This is a genomic window from Mesorhizobium sp. WSM3866 (assembly GCF_002294795.1).
Taxonomy (GTDB): domain Bacteria; phylum Pseudomonadota; class Alphaproteobacteria; order Rhizobiales; family Rhizobiaceae; genus Mesorhizobium.
This window is the reverse complement of sequence record NZ_NSGC01000008.1, coordinates 178704-195970: the sequence shown is the minus strand read 5'-3', so window position 1 is coordinate 195970 and position 17267 is coordinate 178704. Positions and strand designations below refer to the sequence as shown.

Genomic DNA, 17267 nt, shown 5'->3' with positions numbered 1-17267 from the left:
GCATTGCCGAGTTCAGCCTGCAATGAGCGTCCACTGCTCGGCGCTCGTGCCGCCCCGGCCCCAGGCTCAACTCCGATGCCGAAGCGCCTCGACGACGACTGCCATCGCCGGAGAAAGCTGCCGCCGGCTCGGATAATAGAGGTGATAGCCCGGAAAGGGCAGGCTCCAATCATCGAGCACGAGCGTCAGCCGCCCGTCCGCGATGTGGCGGCTGACGAGGTTTTCCGGGACATAAGCGATGCCGTAGCCGCTTAGCGCCGCATCGATCATCGGCAAGGTCGAGTTGAAGGTCAGCTGGCCATCGACCCGGACCCGAAGCTCGCGGCCCTTCTTCTCGAACTCCCAGGCATAGAGCCCGCCAAACGTCGCCTGCCGCAGGCCGATGCAGTCATGCCCGACCAGATCCTGCGGTGTCCTCGGGACTGGGCGGCGGGAGAAATACTCCGGCGAGGCGATGGCCACCAGCCGCCAGTCGGGGCCGATCCGCACCGCGATCATGTCCCGGTCCACGCTCTCGCCAAGCCGCACGCCGGCGTCGAAGCGCTCCTCCACGATGTTGCGCATGCCGTTGTCGCTGTAGAGCTCGACGCGCAAGTCGGGATAGTCGCAGAGCATCGGCTCGAGCTTCGGCCAGACCGTCGTCTGCAGCGCATGGTCGGACAGCGTGATGCGTACCGTGCCAGCGGGCTTGTCTCGGAAGGCGACCAGACCCGCGAGATCTACCTCGATCTCCTCGAAGCGTGGGGCGAGCGACTGGTAGAGCCGCTCGCCGGCTTCCGTCGGCGCCACGCTTCGCGTCGTGCGCGTAAGCAGGCGAACGCCGAGGCGAGCTTCCAGCTGCTTGATGGTGTGGCTGAGCGTCGACTGTGACGTGCCGAGTTCCGCCGCCGCCCTGGTGAAGCTGCGCTCCCGTGCGACAGCCAGGAACCACAGCAAATCTTTCATGTCGCCGCGCTGCATGGAGAACCTCCTGGTCGATTTATATCACAGGTCGATAAGTCCATACGGATTATCTGCTCTAATCGAATTGGTTGCACTGCAATATCTTCCGGGCAGGTCGCGGCGGCCGTGGCCGATTCCGGCGCCCGGTTTGCAAGGATGCCCCCGAATGGAAACCACTTACGACATAAGGCTTGTCGAAGACCGCGCCATGCGGGGGGCGGTGCTCTCGATGGCGCTTTGCGTTTCGGTGCTCATCGCCTCGGAGTTCATGCCGGTCAGCCTGCTGTCGCCGATCGCGACCGATCTCGGTATCACCGAGGGTCGGGCGGGCCGGGCGATCTCGATTTCGGGCATTTTCGCTGTCGTGACCAGCCTGCTGGTCGCCGGCCTGACGCGCCGCACCGATCGCAGGCTGGTCGTCACCGGCTTCACTGTGCTTCTCATCGCGTCCGGGCTTGCCGTCACCTTCGCCCCCATCTACGCGTTCCTGATGGCCGGCCGCGCGCTGCTCGGCCTGGCGATCGGCGGCTTCTGGTCGATGTCGACCGCGATCGTCATGCGCCTTGTCCCCGAGGAGCAGGTCCCTAAGGGCCTCGCCATGCTGAACGCCGGCAACGCCGTCGCGGCCACCATTGCCGCGCCGCTGGGCAGCCTGCTTGGGGCCTATGTCGGTTGGCGCGGCGCGTTCTTCCTGGTCGTGCCGCTCGGGTTCCTGGCGCTCGTCTGGCAGTGGCTCAGCCTGCCGCCGCTCCCGCCGCGCCGGCGGAAGGGGCTGGGCAACAGCCTGGCTCTTCTCGGCCGTCCTCCGGTCGCCGTCGGCATGGCATCGGTCATGATGCTGTTCATGGGTCAGTTCGCGCTCTTCACCTATCTGCGTCCCTTCCTCGAAAGGGTCACCCAGGTCGACGTCGCGACGCTTTCGGCGATCCTGCTGGTCATGGGGCTCGCGGGCGTCGGCGGCACCTGGTGCATCGGCCGGCTGCTGCGCGCGCGTCTGTTCAGCATCCTGATCGTCATTCCGCTGGTCATGGCCGTGCTTGCGCTCGCGCTCATCGCCCTCGGCGCAATACCCCTTCCCACGGCCCTGCTGCTTTTCGTCTGGGGTTTCTTCGGCACGGCCGCGCCCGTCGGCTGGGGCACCTGGCTCAGCCGCACGCTGCCTGAAGACGCGGAGGCCGGCGGCGGGTTGCAGGTGGCCGTCATCCAGCTTGCCATTACCGGCGGCGCCGCGATCGGCGGCACGCTTTTCGGCACGGTCGGCTGGTGGGGAGCCTTTGCCTTCGGCGCGGCGCTGCTTTGCGGATCGACGCTCGCCGCGTTCGCCGCATCGCGCATGGGCGGGAGGGCCGTGCCATGACGACCGGCCATCCCAAGCTCAGTCGCCGCGCATTGCTCGGCGCCGCGCTCGCATCAACGCTCCTGCCGCGGCGCGCCCGCAGCCAGCAGGGCAGGGGCCCGGCCAGCCAGGAACCCGCCGACATGAAGATCAGAATGACATTCGATGGCCGAACCATGACGGCCACGCTCTACGACAATCCTTCGGCACGCGATTTCTTTTCCATGCTGCCGCTCGATCTCACGATCGACGACTACGCGCATAACGAGAAGATCGCCTATCTGCCGCGCAAGCTGACCGAAGAGGGCAGCGGCCCGTTCGGCAACGAGCAGCCCTATGACCTCTGCTACTTCGTGCCCTGGGGCAATCTGGCGATGTTCTACGCCGACTACCGCCATCCCGGGCTGATCAGGCTCGGCCGCTTCGACGAGGGCGAAGAGGCCCTGCACATACGCGGCGAGTTCCCGCTGCGCATCGAACGCGTGTGAGAACGCAAAGGAGATCACCATGGACATTCTTCGCGCTGGCACGAGGCCGTCCGGCAAGGGGCCTTCCGACTGGTTCACCGGCACGGTCCGGATCGATCCGCTCTTCAATCCCTTCGATGCCGCCCGGGTGCAGGGTGCGCAGGTCACCTTCGAGCCCGGCGCCCGCACCGCCTGGCATACGCATCCGCTGGGGCAGACGCTGATCGTCGTCTCCGGCCGTGGCCGCGTGCAGCGCGAGGGCGGGCCGCTCGAGGAGGTCCGCCCCGGCGACGTCGTCTGGTTCGCGCCCGGCGAGAAGCATTGGCACGGCGCGTCTCCCGAGACGGCCATGACCCACATTGCCCTCCAGGAGGTCAAGGACGGCAAGGTCGTGGACTGGCTGGAACATGTCAGCGACGCCGACTACCGCGCCTGATCACCGATCGAACGAAAAGGAAAGCAAAATGCTCGCAACTGTTCTTCATAAGCCCGGCGATATCCGCTGCGAGGAAATCGAGGACCCGAAGATCCTTCGCCCGACGGACGCCATCATCAAGCTCTCGGCGAGCTGCATCTGCGGCTCGGACCTGTGGCCGTATCGCGGGCTGCAGCCGATCGATCGCCCGATGCATATGGGCCACGAATATTGCGGCATCGTCGTCGAGGTCGGCGCGGAGGTGCGCAACGTGCGCCCCGGCCAGTTCGTCGTCGGCTCCTTCTGCCTCTCCGACAACACCTGCCCGCATTGCCGCTTCGGCTTCCAGTCTTCCTGCGTGCAACGCGAGTTCATGTCGGGCGCGCAGGCGCCTTATGCCCGCGTGCCGCTGGCCGACGGCACCCTGGTGGCGACTTCCGAGGTTCCGCCGGCCGACCTGGTGCCTGACCTGTTGGCCGTCTCGGATGTGCTCGGCACCGGCTGGTATGCGGCGGATGCGGCCGAGGTGCGCGAAGGATCGACCGTTGTCGTCGTCGGCGACGGCGCCGTCGGCCTGATGGGCGTGCTCGCGGCGAGCGAGATGGGCGCGCAGCGCATCATCGCCATGAGCCGGCACGAGAGCCGCCAGAAACTCGCGCGCGAATTCGGCGCGACCGACATCGTGGCCGAGCGCGGCGAGGAAGGCATCGCCCGCGTCAAGGAACTGACCGCGGGCGTCGGCGCGGACTCGGTGCTGGAATGCGTCGGTACGGCCGAATCCTTCGACCAGGCGCTGGCCTGCTCGCGCCCCGGCGGCACCATCGGCTATGTCGGCGTGCCGCATGGCGTAAGCTTCGACGGCCAGAAACTGTTCTTCGGCCAGAAGCGCATGCTGGGCGGCCCGGCGCCGGTGCGCCGCTTCCTGCCCGACCTGATGGAGCGCGTGCTCAAGGGCAGGATCAAGCCCGGCAAGGTTTTCGACCTCAAGCTGCCGCTGACCAAGGTCGCCGAAGGCTACCGCGCCATGGACGAGCGGCGCGCGATCAAGGTCATGCTCGAGGTCTAGGCGCCGGCGATGGTCGCGACGGGCACTGCAGCCGATGAAAGCCGCGAGATTGGTGCCGATCATGGCGGCGATCTTTGCCGGCTTCCTGCTCATCGGCCTGGCGCTGCCCGTCCTGCCGCTGCATCTGCATGACAGGCTCGGCTTCGGCCCGTTCGCCGTCGGGCTGGTGACGGGCAGCCAGTTCGTCGCCTCGCTGCTGTCGCGCATTGGTGCCGGAAACTATGCTGATCTGCGTGGCGGCAAGCGCGCCGTCGTGGTCGGCCTTGTCGCCGCCGCGCTGGCCGGGCTTATCTATCTCGGCTCGCTGGCCTTGCTCGCTCAGCCGACCGCGTCCGCGACGGTGCTCTTCGCCGGCAGGGCGGTGCTGGGCGCGGCCGAGAGCTTCATCATCACCGGCGGCGTCGCCTGGGGCCTGGCGCTTGCCGGCGGACAGAACTCCGGCAAGGTCATCGCCTGGATCGGCATGGCAATGTTCGCGGCGCTGGCGCTCGGCGCGCCGATCGGGTCCGCGCTCTATGAAGCCGGGGGCTTCGCCGCGATCGCTCTTGCCACAATGGTCCTGCCCCTTGCAACACTGCTCGCCACTCTACCGATGCGCGGCGTCAAGGCCGCCGGCAGCGCCGCGCCGCAGTCCTGGACGAGCGTCGCGCAAGCGGTCTGGCTTCCGGGCGTCGGAGCAGCCCTCAGCAGCCTCGGCTATGGCGCGATCCTGTCCTTCGCAGCGCTGCTCTTTGCCGAGCGCGGCTGGCATCCGGTGTGGCTTCCCTTCACCGCCTATGCGGCATCGCTGATCGCGGCAAGGCTGTGCTTCGGCCACCTGCCGGACAGTCTCGGCGGCGCCCGCGTCGCCGCCATCTTCGTGGTGGTCGAGGCGGCGGGCCTTCTATCGATCTGGCTGGCGCCGGGGCCGCTCGTCGCGGTAATCGGAGCGGGCCTGACCGGGCTCGGCTACTCGCTGGTCTATCCCGGCCTCGGCACCGAGGCGGTCGCCCATCTCCCCGCAAGCAGCCGCGGCCTTGCCATGGGACTCTACACTGTCTTTCTCGACGTGGCGCTCGGCTTCGGCAGCCCGGCGCTCGGCCTGATCGCCGCGTCCGCCGGGCTGCGGTTCGTCTTCCTCGCCGCCGCCGCGGCGGCACTTCCGGCTTTGGCCATCGCGCTCTTGCTTCGCCGCAGGTCAGCCCGGGCAAGGATGTAACGGAAAGCGCGCCGCCGCTAAGCCGTCTCTGCAGGTCGTCAGATCGGCTCTTCGGTCAGCCTCAGTGCCGGGGCACTTCGGCCCACAACCGGGCGGCAAAGCCGCGCTTGTCGAGCACCCAGGTCTCGCCGGTCACCACCGCCTTGCCGTCCAGACATTTGTAGGAATAGAGCGCGTCGTGACCGGTCGCGAAGGCTGGCACGACGTCGGCATTCGGGTTGGTCCTGCAGAATTCGTCCGCGCCGGGATTGTCGCGCGCGGCGTTCATTTTGGCGCAGGGCAGGTTTGCCCCGACGAAGCAGGCCAGCACCTTGCCGTTCATGCAGCGGTAGTTGGCCTGCGCCTGCAGTTCCGATTCCGCCGGCGCGCCCTTGGCGTCCGGAAAGAGCTTCTTGAACGCCTTGACCGTGCCGCCGTAGAGCTCGTGCGAGTAGGCGCGGATCGTATCGTCGTTCTTCACCTGGCGGCACAGTCGATGGAGATTTTGGCCCTTCGCCGCGCTGCCTGAAGCGAGGACCGGGAAGGCGGATGCCGCAAGCAGCACCGAAACGAAAACGCCGATGGTCGAAAGGCAAAATGCACGCATTTTGAACTCCTCGGGAAGGGCGCGCGGCCATTGCCGGCGTCGCGCATGGGATGCCGGCAACCTCCCGCAGCTTGACCGCTGCGATGCCGGGAAGCAATGGGGGTCGCTCGTGACGAGCGGGCGTCGCCAACCTCTGGAACCAAGGCTGTCCCCACGGGTTGAGTTCGGTCGGCCGAGGTCGCAAGGCGTTGCAAGCGGCACTTATGGAGGGCCCGGCTTTGAGCATTGTCGAGAGCATCAAGAAAGCAGCGGAGAAGCTGACTGGGATCGCAAGACCGGGCACGTCCAGGCTCGCGGATCTGGTAAGGCAGAGGAAAGCCAATGCCTTCCGCTTCAAGGACGACGGCCTGGTTCCGAACCATCCGTCCTGGCCGCTGATCGTTTACCGCGGCGCCGTGACGTTGCCGGACGATCTCGATCCGGCAGCCGTCTTCGAGGAGCTATTCAAGGCGAATGGCTGGGGCGGCAGTTGGCGCAACGGCATCTACGATTATGTCCACTACCACTCGCGCATCCATGAGGTGCTGGGCATTGCGCGCGGCACGGCCAAGGTGCGCTTCGGCGGCGACAAGGGCCGCGCGCTCACGGTCAAGGCCGGCGACGTCGCGGTCCTGCCGGCCGGCACCGGTCACCAGCGGCTCTCGGCTTCCGACGATTTCCTCGTCGTCGGCGCCTATCCGCCCTCCGGCACCTATGACGAATGCACCAAGCCCGAGCAGCACGCGGAAGCGCTACGCATGATCCCGAAGGTGAGCCGGCCGCGCAAGGATCCGGTCTATGGCCGCGACGGACCATTGCTGAAGGCGTGGGGCGAACGCTGAATGCAAGCATCCATCAAGCGAGGCCATCCCCACCTGCGCCTTCAACAAGAAACAGCGGCCGCCGATTCGAAGTCGCAGCGGCGCGCTTTCGCCTACGGATATTGCGTTTTCTTCGGCGCGTAGGTTGCCGGATCGAAATCCAGCTCCTTGGGCAACGGCTGGCTGGAGCATTGCAGGTGCACCTGGCGGGCAAGAAGCCGTCGCTGTTGCTGCTCATGCTCCTTCACGGCTGCCACCATCCCCATGCTGTACGGGCCGAGCAGCACGCCAAAACCCCAGCCGGGGTGCTCCTTTTCGCGCGCGTCATAGTCCGAGGCCGCAATGCGGGCCTGCTGGCAGTCCGGCGAGGCCCATTTCGGGTCCTGCTGCGACAGCTTCGCTCCGTAGTCGACCGGAGAGGTCACGCATCCAGCCAGCGCCGCGCTGAGCGCGAGGATCATTGCGATTCGCATCCGCAAGCCTTTCCTAATGTGCGGGCGAGAAAACACACACGGAGGCTTCGGGCAAGCATCCGTCGACGGGAACCAAAATCGCTTTCGAGCTGCAACCGGCCTGCGGGACGCGCGTTGTCGAAGCAGCTTACCTCATGGAGCCCACACCAATGCCCGCCAAGCGTTTCTCTCAGCCCGTCGCAATCTTCGTCGGGCTCGGCTTTCCGCGCGAGATAAACACCGTCTTCGAGGCCTATCAGTTTCTCGACGAATGGACGGGCAGCCGCAGCCCGACCTACGCAACGACCCTCGCGCTGTGCCGGGCGGCGGTCGCGGGTGAACAGGATGCCGAAGCCGCACGCGTCGCCTTCGAAGCGTTCGCGAGGTCGCGCGGCATTCTCGCTGCCGAAGCAATGGAACTGGCCGCGGCGCGTGCCGCGCAGGAATGGATGGCGGCGTGATCGATCGCTATCGATCTGTCAAAACTTCCGGCTGACATAAGGCGAACCGCCGAGGCCGAACCGCCACTGCGCCTCCACGCCCTTCGTGATGCCGATCCTGCGTCCGCTCAGGATGGCGGCCGCGTTGGTTTCCGAGGCGGCAAACTCGAAGGGCAGCGCGATGAGCGACAGGCCGTTATGCGAGCCGTCGACACCCATCGCCTGGCAGAGTTTGCCCGGGCCGGAGCAGAGCAGCCTGTCATGGTCGGTTCCCCGCCTGTCGCGCATGGCGGCGATGCCGGATTGCGGCTGGATCGCGCGGATCAGCACCGCGCTGCCCGGCAGGCACACCGCGTTCAGGCACCAATGCAAGCCGTAGGAGCGATAGACATAGGCCGTGCCGGGGGCGCCATACATCGGCGCGTTGCGCGGCGTGCGGCCGCGATAGCTGTGCGAGGCCGGATCGTCGGGGCGATAGGCCTCGGTCTCGACAATGATGCCGCCGACGCCGGCGAGGCCGAGCCGCGCGCCGATCAAGGCGCGCGCCACAGTTACGGCTTCGCGCGCGAAGAAATTGTGGTGCTGGTCGGCGTGAGCGCTAGGCGGCATGGCGATTAACGCTCGTCAGGTAAGCCATGATCATCCTGCGGCACTGGTCCATCGCGCGTTCGCCGGCGACGCTGACGGGGTGCCGTTCGATAGCGCGGTGGACCACGTTCTCCAGGAGTGTCTCGATGAGCGCTGCCGCATCGCCCAGATCGAGGTCGGGCGCGATCTCGCGCCGGTGCCGCGCCAGCTGGTTTTTGATGATCCGGTCGCCGACCTCGCGGAACTTTTCCGCGCGATAGCGCCGCGCCAGCGAAGAACCCCAAGCGGGTTCCGCGCGGCTATTGCGTGCGCTGCCGTGCCGGGATTCAAATCCTCGGACCTGCCGAACGATCGACGGCCCTGCTCGCGACGGCAAACACAATCCGCGCCAAGGCAATCCCAATGAGCCCGGCCGCCGCTTTCACGAGCGCATCCTGGAGCCGGGCATGCCGGCCGGGATCGACCGCCTGCAGCAATTCCAATAGGCCGGCCGCGGCGCAGACAAACAGCATTGCGTGCATCAGACGGGCGCGGAATCCGAAGGCCAAGGCAAGGCCGAACAGGGCATAGGCCAGTGCGCGTTCCATGTTCGCCTCACCGAGATGCGGGCGCATTTGGACGGGTGAGAGGGTGGCAAACGTGATGGCCGCCAGCAGCACGAGCGCGGTAAGACGGGAAATCGAGGTCATTCCCCGCTCATACAAGCGGCAAGCCGGCATAACAATACAGGGCGCTAACGCGGCACACGCAAACCGCCGGCGAAAGCTGTCCGGCCGGCCCTGCGCACCGTCTCAGTTCAGCGTTTCATGGAAAAGGTGAACTGCCCTGTCTCTCTGTTCCGACGCAATTCCGGCCGGAATGCGCCTCCTTTCCAGCCCGCTCACCCCAGCAGATTGCGCGCCGCGCGCATGAAGATCTTCGAACCGATCGGGATCAGGTCGTCCGGGAAATCGTAGTCGGGATTGTGCAGCGCCGGGTAGCGCTCGCCGGCTCCGAGGAAGAACATCGCCGACTTGGCGCTGTGGCCGAAGATGCCGAAATCCTCCGAGGCGCGCATCGGCAAGGCTTCCTCGCCGCGCGACACGCCTTCCTCGTCCAGCGCGCGCTCGAGATGCTCCACCGCGTCCGGCGCGTTGACGCTGGCCACGAAAATCTCGTGGTAGTTGTGGCGGACGGAAAGGCCGTGTTGGGCGGCGATTCTTGCCGCCAGCGCCTCCGCCGCTGCAACCAACTCCGCCATGCGCTCGTCGCGGCGGGTGCGCAGCGTCGCCCACACCTCGGCATAGCCGGGCGCGATGCCGAACACCGCTTCGCCCATCGAGCAATGGGTGACGGTGACCATGGCGAAATCGTCGACGGCGAAGGTGCCGCGCCCGAGCGCCGGCAATTGAGGCATCAGCTCACTGACCGCCAGCATCGGCGAGCTGCCGGTTTCGGGCATGGAGGAATGCGCGGTCTTGCCTTCGAGCACGATCCGCATGCCGCGCGAGGCGCAATTCACCACGCCGGGTTTGAGCCTCACTTCGCCGAACGGCACGCCCGGCAGATTGTGCAGCGAGAAGGCGAAGTCAGGCTGGATCTCGGAAAAGCGCGGATCGGCAACGACGCCGGCCGCGCCATTGCCGGTCTCTTCCGCCGGCTGGAACATCAGCACCACGCGGCCGCGCGCCGGCCTCTGGCGCCCGAACTGGCGGCCGAGCGCAGCCAGGATCGCTGTGTGCCCGTCATGGCCGCACATATGCGACTTGCCCGGCACCTGCGAGGCATGCGCGACGCCCGAAAGCTCGTGGATCGGCAGCGCGTCGAGCTCGGAGCGAAACAGCACCGTCGGCCCGGCTTGCCCGCTGTCATAGACCGCCGCCACGCCATGGCCGCCGAGCCCGGTCAGCACCTTGTCGGGCCCGGTATCGGCGAGGAAGTCGACGACCTCCTTCGCCGTCTTCTCCTCTTCGTTGGAGATTTCCGGCTGCCGATGCAGCTTGCGCCGCCATTCCGTCAGCTCGACCAGGTCTCGGTTGGTCAGGGTCACGTTCGTCTCCGCGTGGTTTGCAGCTCACACAAACACAATAGGGTTCTGCTCGCGCCGTGCCATGCCGATCAATTCAAATAGTCCATGGGCGAATTCGCTGACGCAGCTTGACACATCCAGCGACTATCCCAACGATTTCCGTTGCCAAAGCTCAAAGCGCTACTAGTCGCGGCGCGCTTGGTCGGGGCGTAGAAATGAGCGGTGCGGGCGAAAACCTCGATCTAAAGGAAATCAACGCAATTCGCGCCTTGCTGGCGTCGAAGCCGCGGCCGGTGGGCTGGGACGAACGCCGGGCGCGACTCGACGAGGTCGGCTCGTCCTCGCCGGTCGCGGCCGATATCCGATGCGAGGCGGTGACCTTCAACGACCTCGCGTCCGAGTGGTCCTTGGCGCCCGGGTCCGACACGGACAAGGTGCTGCTCTTCTTCCATGGTGGCGGTTACTGCTCCGGCTCGATCAAAAGCCATCGTCGAATGGTGACAGAGGCCGGCCGGGCAATGAGAATGCGCACGCTTGCGGTCGGCTATCGGCGCGCGCCGGAACATCCCTTTCCCGCGCAGCACGAAGACGCGCTCGCGGCGTGGCGCTTCCTCGCCGAGCAAGGAATCGCGCCGGATCGCATCGTTGTCGGCGGAGACAGTGCCGGCGGCAATCTCAGCCTGTCACTGGTCGGCCGGTTGCGCGCGGCGGGCGAGCGATTGCCGGGCTGCCTTTGGCTGGTCTCGCCCTGGACGGATCTTTCGATGTCCGGCACGACATTGTCAGCCAAGGACGCGATCGACCCCATCATCCACCGGGCCTATCTGGAGGAACTGGCGGGCGCCTATGTTCCCCATGGTGTGGATCGGCGCGATCCGCTGATCTCGCCCTTGTTTGCCGATCTGACCGGATTTCCTCCAATGCTGATCCAGGTCGGTTCCGCCGAAACGCTGCTGTCGGACGCGACGCGGCTCGCCGAGGCCGCCGGCATAGCGGACGTCGAGGCACGCCTCGAAATCTGGCCGCATATGATTCATGCCTGGCCGGTCTGGAATGCGCAATTGAGCGCCGGACGGCGCGCGCTTCTGAGCGCGGGCAGCTTTGCCCGCGAATTTGTGTAGCCACCGGCGGCCAGGCAGGATTGGCATGTTCCCGACCTGACCGCTTTGATGCCGCGCCTGGCAGCTCGATGTCCCGCCCACTCGCGCCCTGCATTTCGACCATTCAGGTAGAGCTTTGGTCCGCGTGTGAGTTCGCCGAGCCCGGCTCGTCGACGCGAAGTTGTCGGCCGCGAGCCGCTAAGCCTTGAAGCTGAACAACCGGAATAGGTTCGAAGGACTCCTGTAGTGCTCACGCACCTCGCGGAAGCCGGCCCGCCGGCCAAGATTCCGCCAGGAAGACGCCGTCTCAGGGTAATCCATGCTATGCACGTGGGTGGCGAGCAGCAGCCATTCGAGGCTGCTGAGCGCTGAAAAATCTTTGCGCTGCCGTTCCCATCGTCTCATCCAGCCGGCCCGGCTCTCCCACATTTTGCATGTGTTCTCGTAGACCAGAAGTGTCCCGGATGGGCCGACAAGGCGCCGCAGCTGGTGCATGACCTCGAGTTTTTTGTCGAAGCGTAAATGGTGCAAGGACAGGCCGATCCAGGCGAAGTCGACAGGCTCCTCCGAGGCGGTCAGCCACTCTACGAATTCCCCGCGCCGCAGTTCGGCGGCGCATGACAGACCGGCGACATTGGCGGTTGCCTCATCGAGCGCTGTCCGCGACAGGTCGATGCCGACGTAGCGACCGACGGGCAAGCCCTCCAAGGCAGCCGCACTGAACGAGGCGTCTCCGCATGCAAGGTCCAGGAAAGAGAAGCCAGGGCGTTGGTTTTGCAGCAACTGGCGAAGCACCGCATAAGCTTCACGGTGAAACAGGTAGTTGTTGTCCAGAACCTTGCGATAGATGCCCCACATTTCTTGGAACAGGGCAGAGGGGGGCACGGCAACTTCGATCTTGGTGGCGGCAGTCATGGGATCGCTCCTCTCGGTCAGGAGCAATCAAGGTGAAATGCGGGCCGCTAAATGTAGCGAACCGAGGTGCTAAAACTTCCGAAAACTTCCAAAAAACGCCTCATTGCATTAGCGTGAGCTGATGGAGGAGCGGCGCTACAGTTTTGGTCCTTTCTTGCTCGATGCGGGAGCGGGAATGCTTTACCGACGCGGAGTGCCGATTTCGGTAGGCTACCGGGCCATGCTGCTTCTGGAGCGCCTGCTGCGCTCGGCCGGAGTCGTGGTCGGTAAGGACGAACTGCTCGATGCAGCCTGGAACGGACTGGCGGTCGAGGAGGGCAACCTGTCGGTGCAGATCGCCGCCTTGCGCAAGGTCCTGGGCGAGGGGCCCGACGCCTCGCATTCGATCCTGTCGGTCGCGCGCGTGGGCTACCGGCTGACCGGCGAGGTGCGGCTTGACGCAAGCGATACGCGAAACGGTGCAGCCGAAGCGGACGAGGGGCCGTCGATCGCGGTGACCCGTTTTCGCCTGATCGGCGACGATCCCGAAAAGTCCTACTTTGCCGACGGCCTGTCGGAGGACATCATCACCGGCCTGTCGCGGTTGCGAGGTCTGCATGTGCGTGACCGGAGTTCTTCCTTTGCCTATGACCCGCAGCACATCGAGCTCGATCGCCTGCGCCGCGAGCTGAAAGTCCGCTACGTCCTGCAGGGCAGCGTGCGCCAGTCCGGGCAGGCCCTGAGGATCACGGCGACGCTGAGCGATGCCAGCGCGGGTACGCAGGTGTGGGCGGAACGCTTCGATGTCGAGAGCGGCGATTTCCTGGCGTTGCAAGACCAGATCACCCACAAGGTTATGGCTTCGATCGAGCCTCAGCTTTACGAAGCCGAGCGTCTGCGCCTGCATAGCCGTCCCGCCGAGAGGCTCGACGCCTGGGGCTTTGTGATGAAGGCCATGCCGCATGTATGGACGTGGGGATCCGAGAAAGACCTCGACATGGCCGAGGGTCTGCTCGTCAAGGCGCTTGAGATCGATCCCGACTATGCCCGCGCCAACAGCCTTCTTGCCTGGACGACCGGCGCGCGGGCAGCACTTGGCCTGACGCCAAAACCCCGTGAGCTGTTGGCCTCCGCCTTGACGAGGGCACAAGCGGCGGTCGTGCGCGATCAGGACGATCCCTGGGCGCATCTTTCGGCCGGCTATGTTCACATGGTGTCGCGAAATTTTCGCTCGGCGGTAGACGAATTGCTGGAGGCGATCGAACGCAATCCTGGGCTCTCGCTCGCGCACTGCATTCTGGGTTCCACCTATGGCTATGGCGACATGGCGGAGGATGGCTTGCATCACCTGGCGATTGCCGCGCGGCTCAGCCCGCGGGATTTCATTCAGGCAGCGATCTTTTCCACCATGGGTATCTGCCACTTCACCGCGGGACGGTTCGATGTGGCGGCCGATCTGGAGCGCCGGGCCGTTCAGCTTCGGCCGGCTTTCGGCACCGCTTGGCGGACTTATGCGGCGACGGCTGCCCTTGCCGGCGATGTCGCCACCGCCGCCGCGGCGTTGAAGGAGGCCCTGCGGCTACAGCCGAACCTCTCGGTGGCCTGGGTCGACGAGCACCACCCCATCGTCAGGCCCGAAAAGCGCGCTCTCTACATCAGCGGACTTCGCATGGCGGGGTTGGCCTAGCTTTGGCTTCAATTGGGTCTTGGTGGTCACGTCGCAGGCCTCGCCTGGCCGATTGCGCACTGCGCCAACAAAGCCATACGATCGAACCATGCCGCACTATCCAGACGCAATGCCCCTGTCGAAGACCCTGTTCGAACGTGCCAGGAAGGTGATGCCGGGCGGGAACACGCGCACCACGGTCTTTGTCGATCCGTTTCCGATCTATGCCTCGCGAGGCGAGGGGTGCAGGGTCTGGGATGTGGACGGCAACGTCTATTACGACTGCATCAACAATTTCACCTCGATGATCCATGGCTACACGCAACCGGATGTGGCCGCCGCGGTGATCGACCAGCTGCCGTTCGGCACGGCCTTCGGTGCGCCGACGGTCAGCGAGATCGAGCTTGCCGAGCTGCTGGTCGAGCGCTTGCCCTCGGTCGACCGGATCCGCTTCGCCAACTCCGGGACCGAGGGGGTGATGATGGCCATCAAGGCCGCGCGCGCCTTCACCGGGCGGCCCAAAATCGTCAAGATCGAGGGCGCCTATCACGGCTCCTACGACTTCGCCGAAGTCAGCCTTGACAGTACTCCCGCCAATTGGGGAGACATGCCGAATTCCACGCCCTATGCGAGGGGCACGCCGCGCGGGGTGCTGGACGATGTGATCGCCGTGCCGTTCAACGACAGCGAAGCGCTGCGCGCGGTCTTCGCCGCTGAGCGCGATACCATTGCCGGCGTGCTGATCGATCCCATGCCGAACCGCGCCGGCCTCATTCCGGCGCGGCAGGATTACCTGCACGCCTTGGTCGAGATCGCCCATGCGGCGGGTGCCCTGGTCATCTTCGACGAGGTGATTTCCTTCCGCCTCGGCTATTCGGGCGCGCAGGGGCTGTGGGGCATCGAGCCCGACCTGGCGGCGCTGGGCAAGATCATCGGCGGAGGCTTTCCCGTGGGTGCCGTCGGCGGCCGGGCCGACATCATGGCGGTGTTCGATCCGACCCAGGGCAAGCCCGCTTTGCCGCATGGCGGCACCTTCACCGCCAATCCGGTGACGATGCGCGCCGGGCTTGCCGCGATGCGGGCGCTGACCAGGGAAAGCTTTGCCCACCTCGATCGCCTCGGCGCTTTGTTGCGCGACGGCATCGCCGCCTCATTGGGCAAGCATGGTCTTGCCGGCCAATGCGTCGGCCTGGGCTCGCTCTTCAAGGTCCATTTCACGTCGCATCCCGTCACGGATTACCGCTCCGTCTATCCCGGCCAGGCCGAACGCAGGAAGCTCGATGCCTTCCACAAGGGCTTGCTTGGCCGCGGCGTCTTGTCGGCCAGCTATGGCCTGTTCGCGCTGTCGACACCGATGACCGAGGCGGACGCCCGCGCCATTCTGCAGGCGATCGACGAGACCCTGGGCGAGATCGCTCGCCAGTCCTGAGACAGGCCGACAGGAGGATCACGGATGACAGCTTCTCCTCATGTGGTGGTGATCGGCGCCGGCACGTTGGGTTTGTGCTCGGCCCTCCACCTTGTCGAACAGGGCGCGCGCGTAACCGTGCTCGAAGGCCAGTCGATCGCCTCCGGATCGAGCGGCAGGTCGGTTGGCGTGGTCGGATCGCAATTTACCGATCCGTTTGAGGTCATGCTTCGCGTTCATGCGCTGCGCCGCTTCCGCCAATGGGAGAGCCAGGGGCTTGGCTTCAACCATATCGGCTATCTGCGGCTGGCGCGCACGCAGAAGCAGATGGAACTGTTTGCAAAGTCGGTGGAAATTCAGGAAGAGGCCGGCCTGCGCTCCCGACTCTATCGTGCGAACGAACTCACGGAACTCGTGCCGCATATCAACCCGGGTGGGCTGGAGGGTGGGCTGTTCGGGCCCGACAATGGCTTCCTCGACCCTCACGAGATGTGCACTTTCCTGGCGCATTCGGTCCGCACCCAGGGCGGCGAAATCCGCCAATATCGCAAGCTGCTGGGGGTAAGGCGGCGAGCGCGCGGCTACACGCTGGAGACCAGCGGCGATCCGATCGATTGCGATGTCGTGGTCAATGCGGCAGGAGCCTGGGCGCCGCAGGTGGCCGAACTCTTCGGCCAGCGCCTGCACATTTGGCCCGAGCGTCACGAGGCGGTCGTCATCCATCTCGACGAGCCGCTCGGCTACACGATGCCGATGGTCATGGATCTGGTAAACGGCGAAGGCAGCGGCCTCAATTTCCGCCATGAGAAAAGCACCGAACTGATCGCCGAGATTCACAAAGTCGACTCGCTCGCGCCGGAGGATCCCGACAATTATAACGACCATTGCGAGGAACGATCTAAGGTCAGACTGGCGGAGCTTCTCCTTGAGCGGCTGCCCGATCTGCCGGGCGCGCGGCTTGGCCGGGGTTGGGCCGGCCTTTACCCCGTGACCGCCGACCATCGCCCCTTCGTCGGCCCGATCGATGCTTCCGAGCCGACATTGGTGACCGCCGCCGGCGCCGGCGGCTACGGCATTCAGCTGGCCCCGGTGATCGGGCAGATCGCGGCCGACTGGGTTCTTCACGGCGCCCCGGTTTCCGCGCCCGGCACCGAGAGCCTGCTGCCGTCGGCAGCGCGAAACATTGCTCTTAGGTGATTGAGCGATGGAGCTTGGCGGGATGTCGAAGTCCGTGTCACGCGCCTAGGAGCGCGCCGGCATTCTGCAGGCTCGAAACACTTCTTGGGCCGTCGGGCTTCGCGCGGAACCATCGGATCGAGAGCAGGTTGGTTGTGCATCTCAGTTTGAGAGACAGTCACAGCTCAAGGGAGAACCCGATGAAACTTCCGTACAGAACCACAGCCGCCGCTGCTGCCTTGCTATTCATGACCTTCCCGGTCCTTGCCCAGACAAGTGCTACGCCGGAGCCCACGCCCATTCCGCAGAAGCCCGGACCGACCGCGACACCGGAAGCCAATGCTCAACCCGCAGGTCCGACGCGCGAGATGATCCGCCGGATGATCGACGACGCGCTCCAGGAGAAGCTGCAGGAAGATCGTTCGGCTGAACAGGGACCCCGGCATGGCGGACGTTGGCACCGCGAAGACAGACAAGCGCGGCGCGACGGCGACAGAATGGCTGGCAGGCCTGATCGGATGGGACCGCGCATGATGCACCGCGCCCGTATGCAGGTCATGTTCGCGATAGTGGATGCCGACGGCGACGGCGCACTGTCGCAGGGCGAAGTTCAGGATATCGTCGGCAGGATCTTCAACGCCGCCGACGAGGATGGCGACGGCAGCCTCGACCTGGACGAGCTGCAGTCGTTCATGCATGGCTCCGGTGGCGGGCGCATGCGGTAG

General features: G+C 65.7%; 20 protein-coding genes. 12 read left to right on the top strand and 8 right to left on the bottom strand.

Annotation, left to right across the window (positions count from 1 at the left end):
* Window positions 1-66 precede the first annotated feature (66 nt).
* Window positions 67-960: a LysR family transcriptional regulator gene (locus CK222_RS19615; protein WP_095801484.1), complete on the bottom strand. Its 894-nt coding sequence runs from the start codon at window positions 958-960 to the stop codon at window positions 67-69.
* 148 nt (window positions 961-1108) lie between these two features.
* Here CK222_RS19615 and CK222_RS19610 point away from each other — a divergent pair, with 148 nt between their 5' ends.
* Genes CK222_RS19610 through CK222_RS19590 form a run of 5 tightly spaced genes read left to right on the top strand, consistent with a single transcriptional unit; the run spans window position 1109 to window position 5424 of the window.
* Complete coding sequence (locus CK222_RS19610; RefSeq protein ID WP_095801483.1) at window positions 1109-2299, top strand: MFS transporter; 1191 nt, start codon at window positions 1109-1111, stop codon at window positions 2297-2299.
* Complete coding sequence (locus CK222_RS19605; RefSeq protein ID WP_095801482.1) at window positions 2296-2766, top strand: cyclophilin-like fold protein; 471 nt, start codon at window positions 2296-2298, stop codon at window positions 2764-2766. Before CK222_RS19610 ends, CK222_RS19605 begins: the two co-directional genes overlap by 4 nt.
* 19 nt (window positions 2767-2785) lie before the next feature.
* Window positions 2786-3181, top strand: a complete 396-nt coding sequence (locus CK222_RS19600; protein ID WP_067321846.1) for a cupin domain-containing protein — start codon at window positions 2786-2788, stop codon at window positions 3179-3181.
* A gap of 28 nt (window positions 3182-3209) precedes the next feature.
* Complete coding sequence (locus CK222_RS19595; protein WP_095801481.1) at window positions 3210-4226, top strand: zinc-dependent alcohol dehydrogenase family protein; 1017 nt, start codon at window positions 3210-3212, stop codon at window positions 4224-4226.
* Between the two features lie 34 nt (window positions 4227-4260).
* On the top strand, window positions 4261-5424 hold the full coding sequence (locus CK222_RS19590; RefSeq protein ID WP_095801480.1) for an arabinose transporter: 1164 nt from the start codon (window positions 4261-4263) through the stop codon (window positions 5422-5424).
* Between the two features lie 61 nt (window positions 5425-5485).
* On the opposite strand, the gene CK222_RS19585 is transcribed toward CK222_RS19590, so the two are convergent.
* Entirely contained in the window at window positions 5486-6010 is a 525-nt protein-coding gene (locus tag CK222_RS19585; protein WP_127241652.1) for a hypothetical protein, read from the bottom strand.
* A gap of 218 nt (window positions 6011-6228) precedes the next feature.
* On the opposite strand from CK222_RS19585, the gene CK222_RS19580 reads away from it, so the two are divergent.
* Window positions 6229-6831 (top strand): cupin, encoded by a 603-nt coding sequence (locus CK222_RS19580; protein ID WP_095783468.1) that lies wholly within the window; start codon window positions 6229-6231, stop codon window positions 6829-6831.
* A gap of 92 nt (window positions 6832-6923) precedes the next feature.
* Here CK222_RS19580 and CK222_RS19575 read toward each other — a convergent pair whose 3' ends face one another.
* The gene (locus CK222_RS19575) at window positions 6924-7283 is read right to left on the bottom strand and encodes a hypothetical protein (RefSeq protein ID WP_095801478.1); all 360 of its coding nucleotides are present in this window, start codon (window positions 7281-7283) and stop codon (window positions 6924-6926) included.
* Window positions 7284-7432: 149 nt separating this feature from the next.
* Between CK222_RS19575 and CK222_RS19570 the strand changes: the two genes are divergently transcribed.
* Window positions 7433-7723, top strand: a complete 291-nt coding sequence (locus tag CK222_RS19570; protein WP_095783366.1) for a DUF982 domain-containing protein — start codon at window positions 7433-7435, stop codon at window positions 7721-7723.
* 18 nt (window positions 7724-7741) lie between these two features.
* Here CK222_RS19570 and CK222_RS19565 read toward each other — a convergent pair whose 3' ends face one another.
* The 4 genes from CK222_RS19565 to CK222_RS19550 all read right to left on the bottom strand — a co-directional run bounded on the left by CK222_RS19565 (window position 7742) and on the right by CK222_RS19550 (window position 10319).
* Entirely contained in the window at window positions 7742-8311 is a 570-nt protein-coding gene (locus tag CK222_RS19565; protein WP_095801477.1) for a DNA-3-methyladenine glycosylase, read from the bottom strand.
* Window positions 8301-8666, bottom strand: coding sequence for a hypothetical protein (locus CK222_RS19560; RefSeq protein WP_095801476.1), 366 nt, complete (start codon window positions 8664-8666; stop codon window positions 8301-8303). Before CK222_RS19560 ends, CK222_RS19565 begins: the two co-directional genes overlap by 11 nt.
* The gene (locus tag CK222_RS19555) at window positions 8617-8979 is read right to left on the bottom strand and encodes a VanZ family protein (protein ID WP_067321824.1); all 363 of its coding nucleotides are present in this window, start codon (window positions 8977-8979) and stop codon (window positions 8617-8619) included. Before CK222_RS19555 ends, CK222_RS19560 begins: the two co-directional genes overlap by 50 nt.
* Before the next feature lie 191 nt (window positions 8980-9170).
* Window positions 9171-10319 (bottom strand): amidohydrolase, encoded by a 1149-nt coding sequence (locus CK222_RS19550; protein WP_095801475.1) that lies wholly within the window; start codon window positions 10317-10319, stop codon window positions 9171-9173.
* 194 nt (window positions 10320-10513) lie between these two features.
* Here CK222_RS19550 and CK222_RS19545 point away from each other — a divergent pair, with 194 nt between their 5' ends.
* Window positions 10514-11419 (top strand): alpha/beta hydrolase, encoded by a 906-nt coding sequence (locus CK222_RS19545; protein ID WP_095801474.1) that lies wholly within the window; start codon window positions 10514-10516, stop codon window positions 11417-11419.
* A gap of 177 nt (window positions 11420-11596) precedes the next feature.
* On the opposite strand, the gene CK222_RS19540 is transcribed toward CK222_RS19545, so the two are convergent.
* A complete protein-coding gene (locus tag CK222_RS19540) occupies window positions 11597-12313 on the bottom strand; it encodes a class I SAM-dependent methyltransferase (protein WP_067321804.1) in 717 nt (238 codons plus the stop codon).
* A 175-nt stretch (window positions 12314-12488) separates the two neighbouring features.
* On the opposite strand from CK222_RS19540, the gene CK222_RS19535 reads away from it, so the two are divergent.
* From CK222_RS19535 to CK222_RS19520, 4 genes are all read left to right on the top strand, one after another.
* Window positions 12489-13979: a winged helix-turn-helix domain-containing protein gene (locus CK222_RS19535; protein WP_164748385.1), complete on the top strand. Its 1491-nt coding sequence runs from the start codon at window positions 12489-12491 to the stop codon at window positions 13977-13979.
* Window positions 13980-14067: 88 nt separating this feature from the next.
* Window positions 14068-15387, top strand: a complete 1320-nt coding sequence (locus tag CK222_RS19530; RefSeq protein WP_095801472.1) for an aspartate aminotransferase family protein — start codon at window positions 14068-14070, stop codon at window positions 15385-15387.
* Window positions 15388-15411: 24 nt separating this feature from the next.
* Entirely contained in the window at window positions 15412-16563 is a 1152-nt protein-coding gene (locus CK222_RS19525) for an FAD-binding oxidoreductase (RefSeq protein ID WP_095801471.1), read from the top strand.
* Window positions 16564-16697: 134 nt separating this feature from the next.
* Window positions 16698-17267 carry an EF-hand domain-containing protein gene (locus tag CK222_RS19520; protein WP_245433109.1) on the top strand — a complete coding sequence of 190 codons (570 nt, stop codon included), beginning with the start codon at window positions 16698-16700 and terminating at the stop codon, window positions 17265-17267.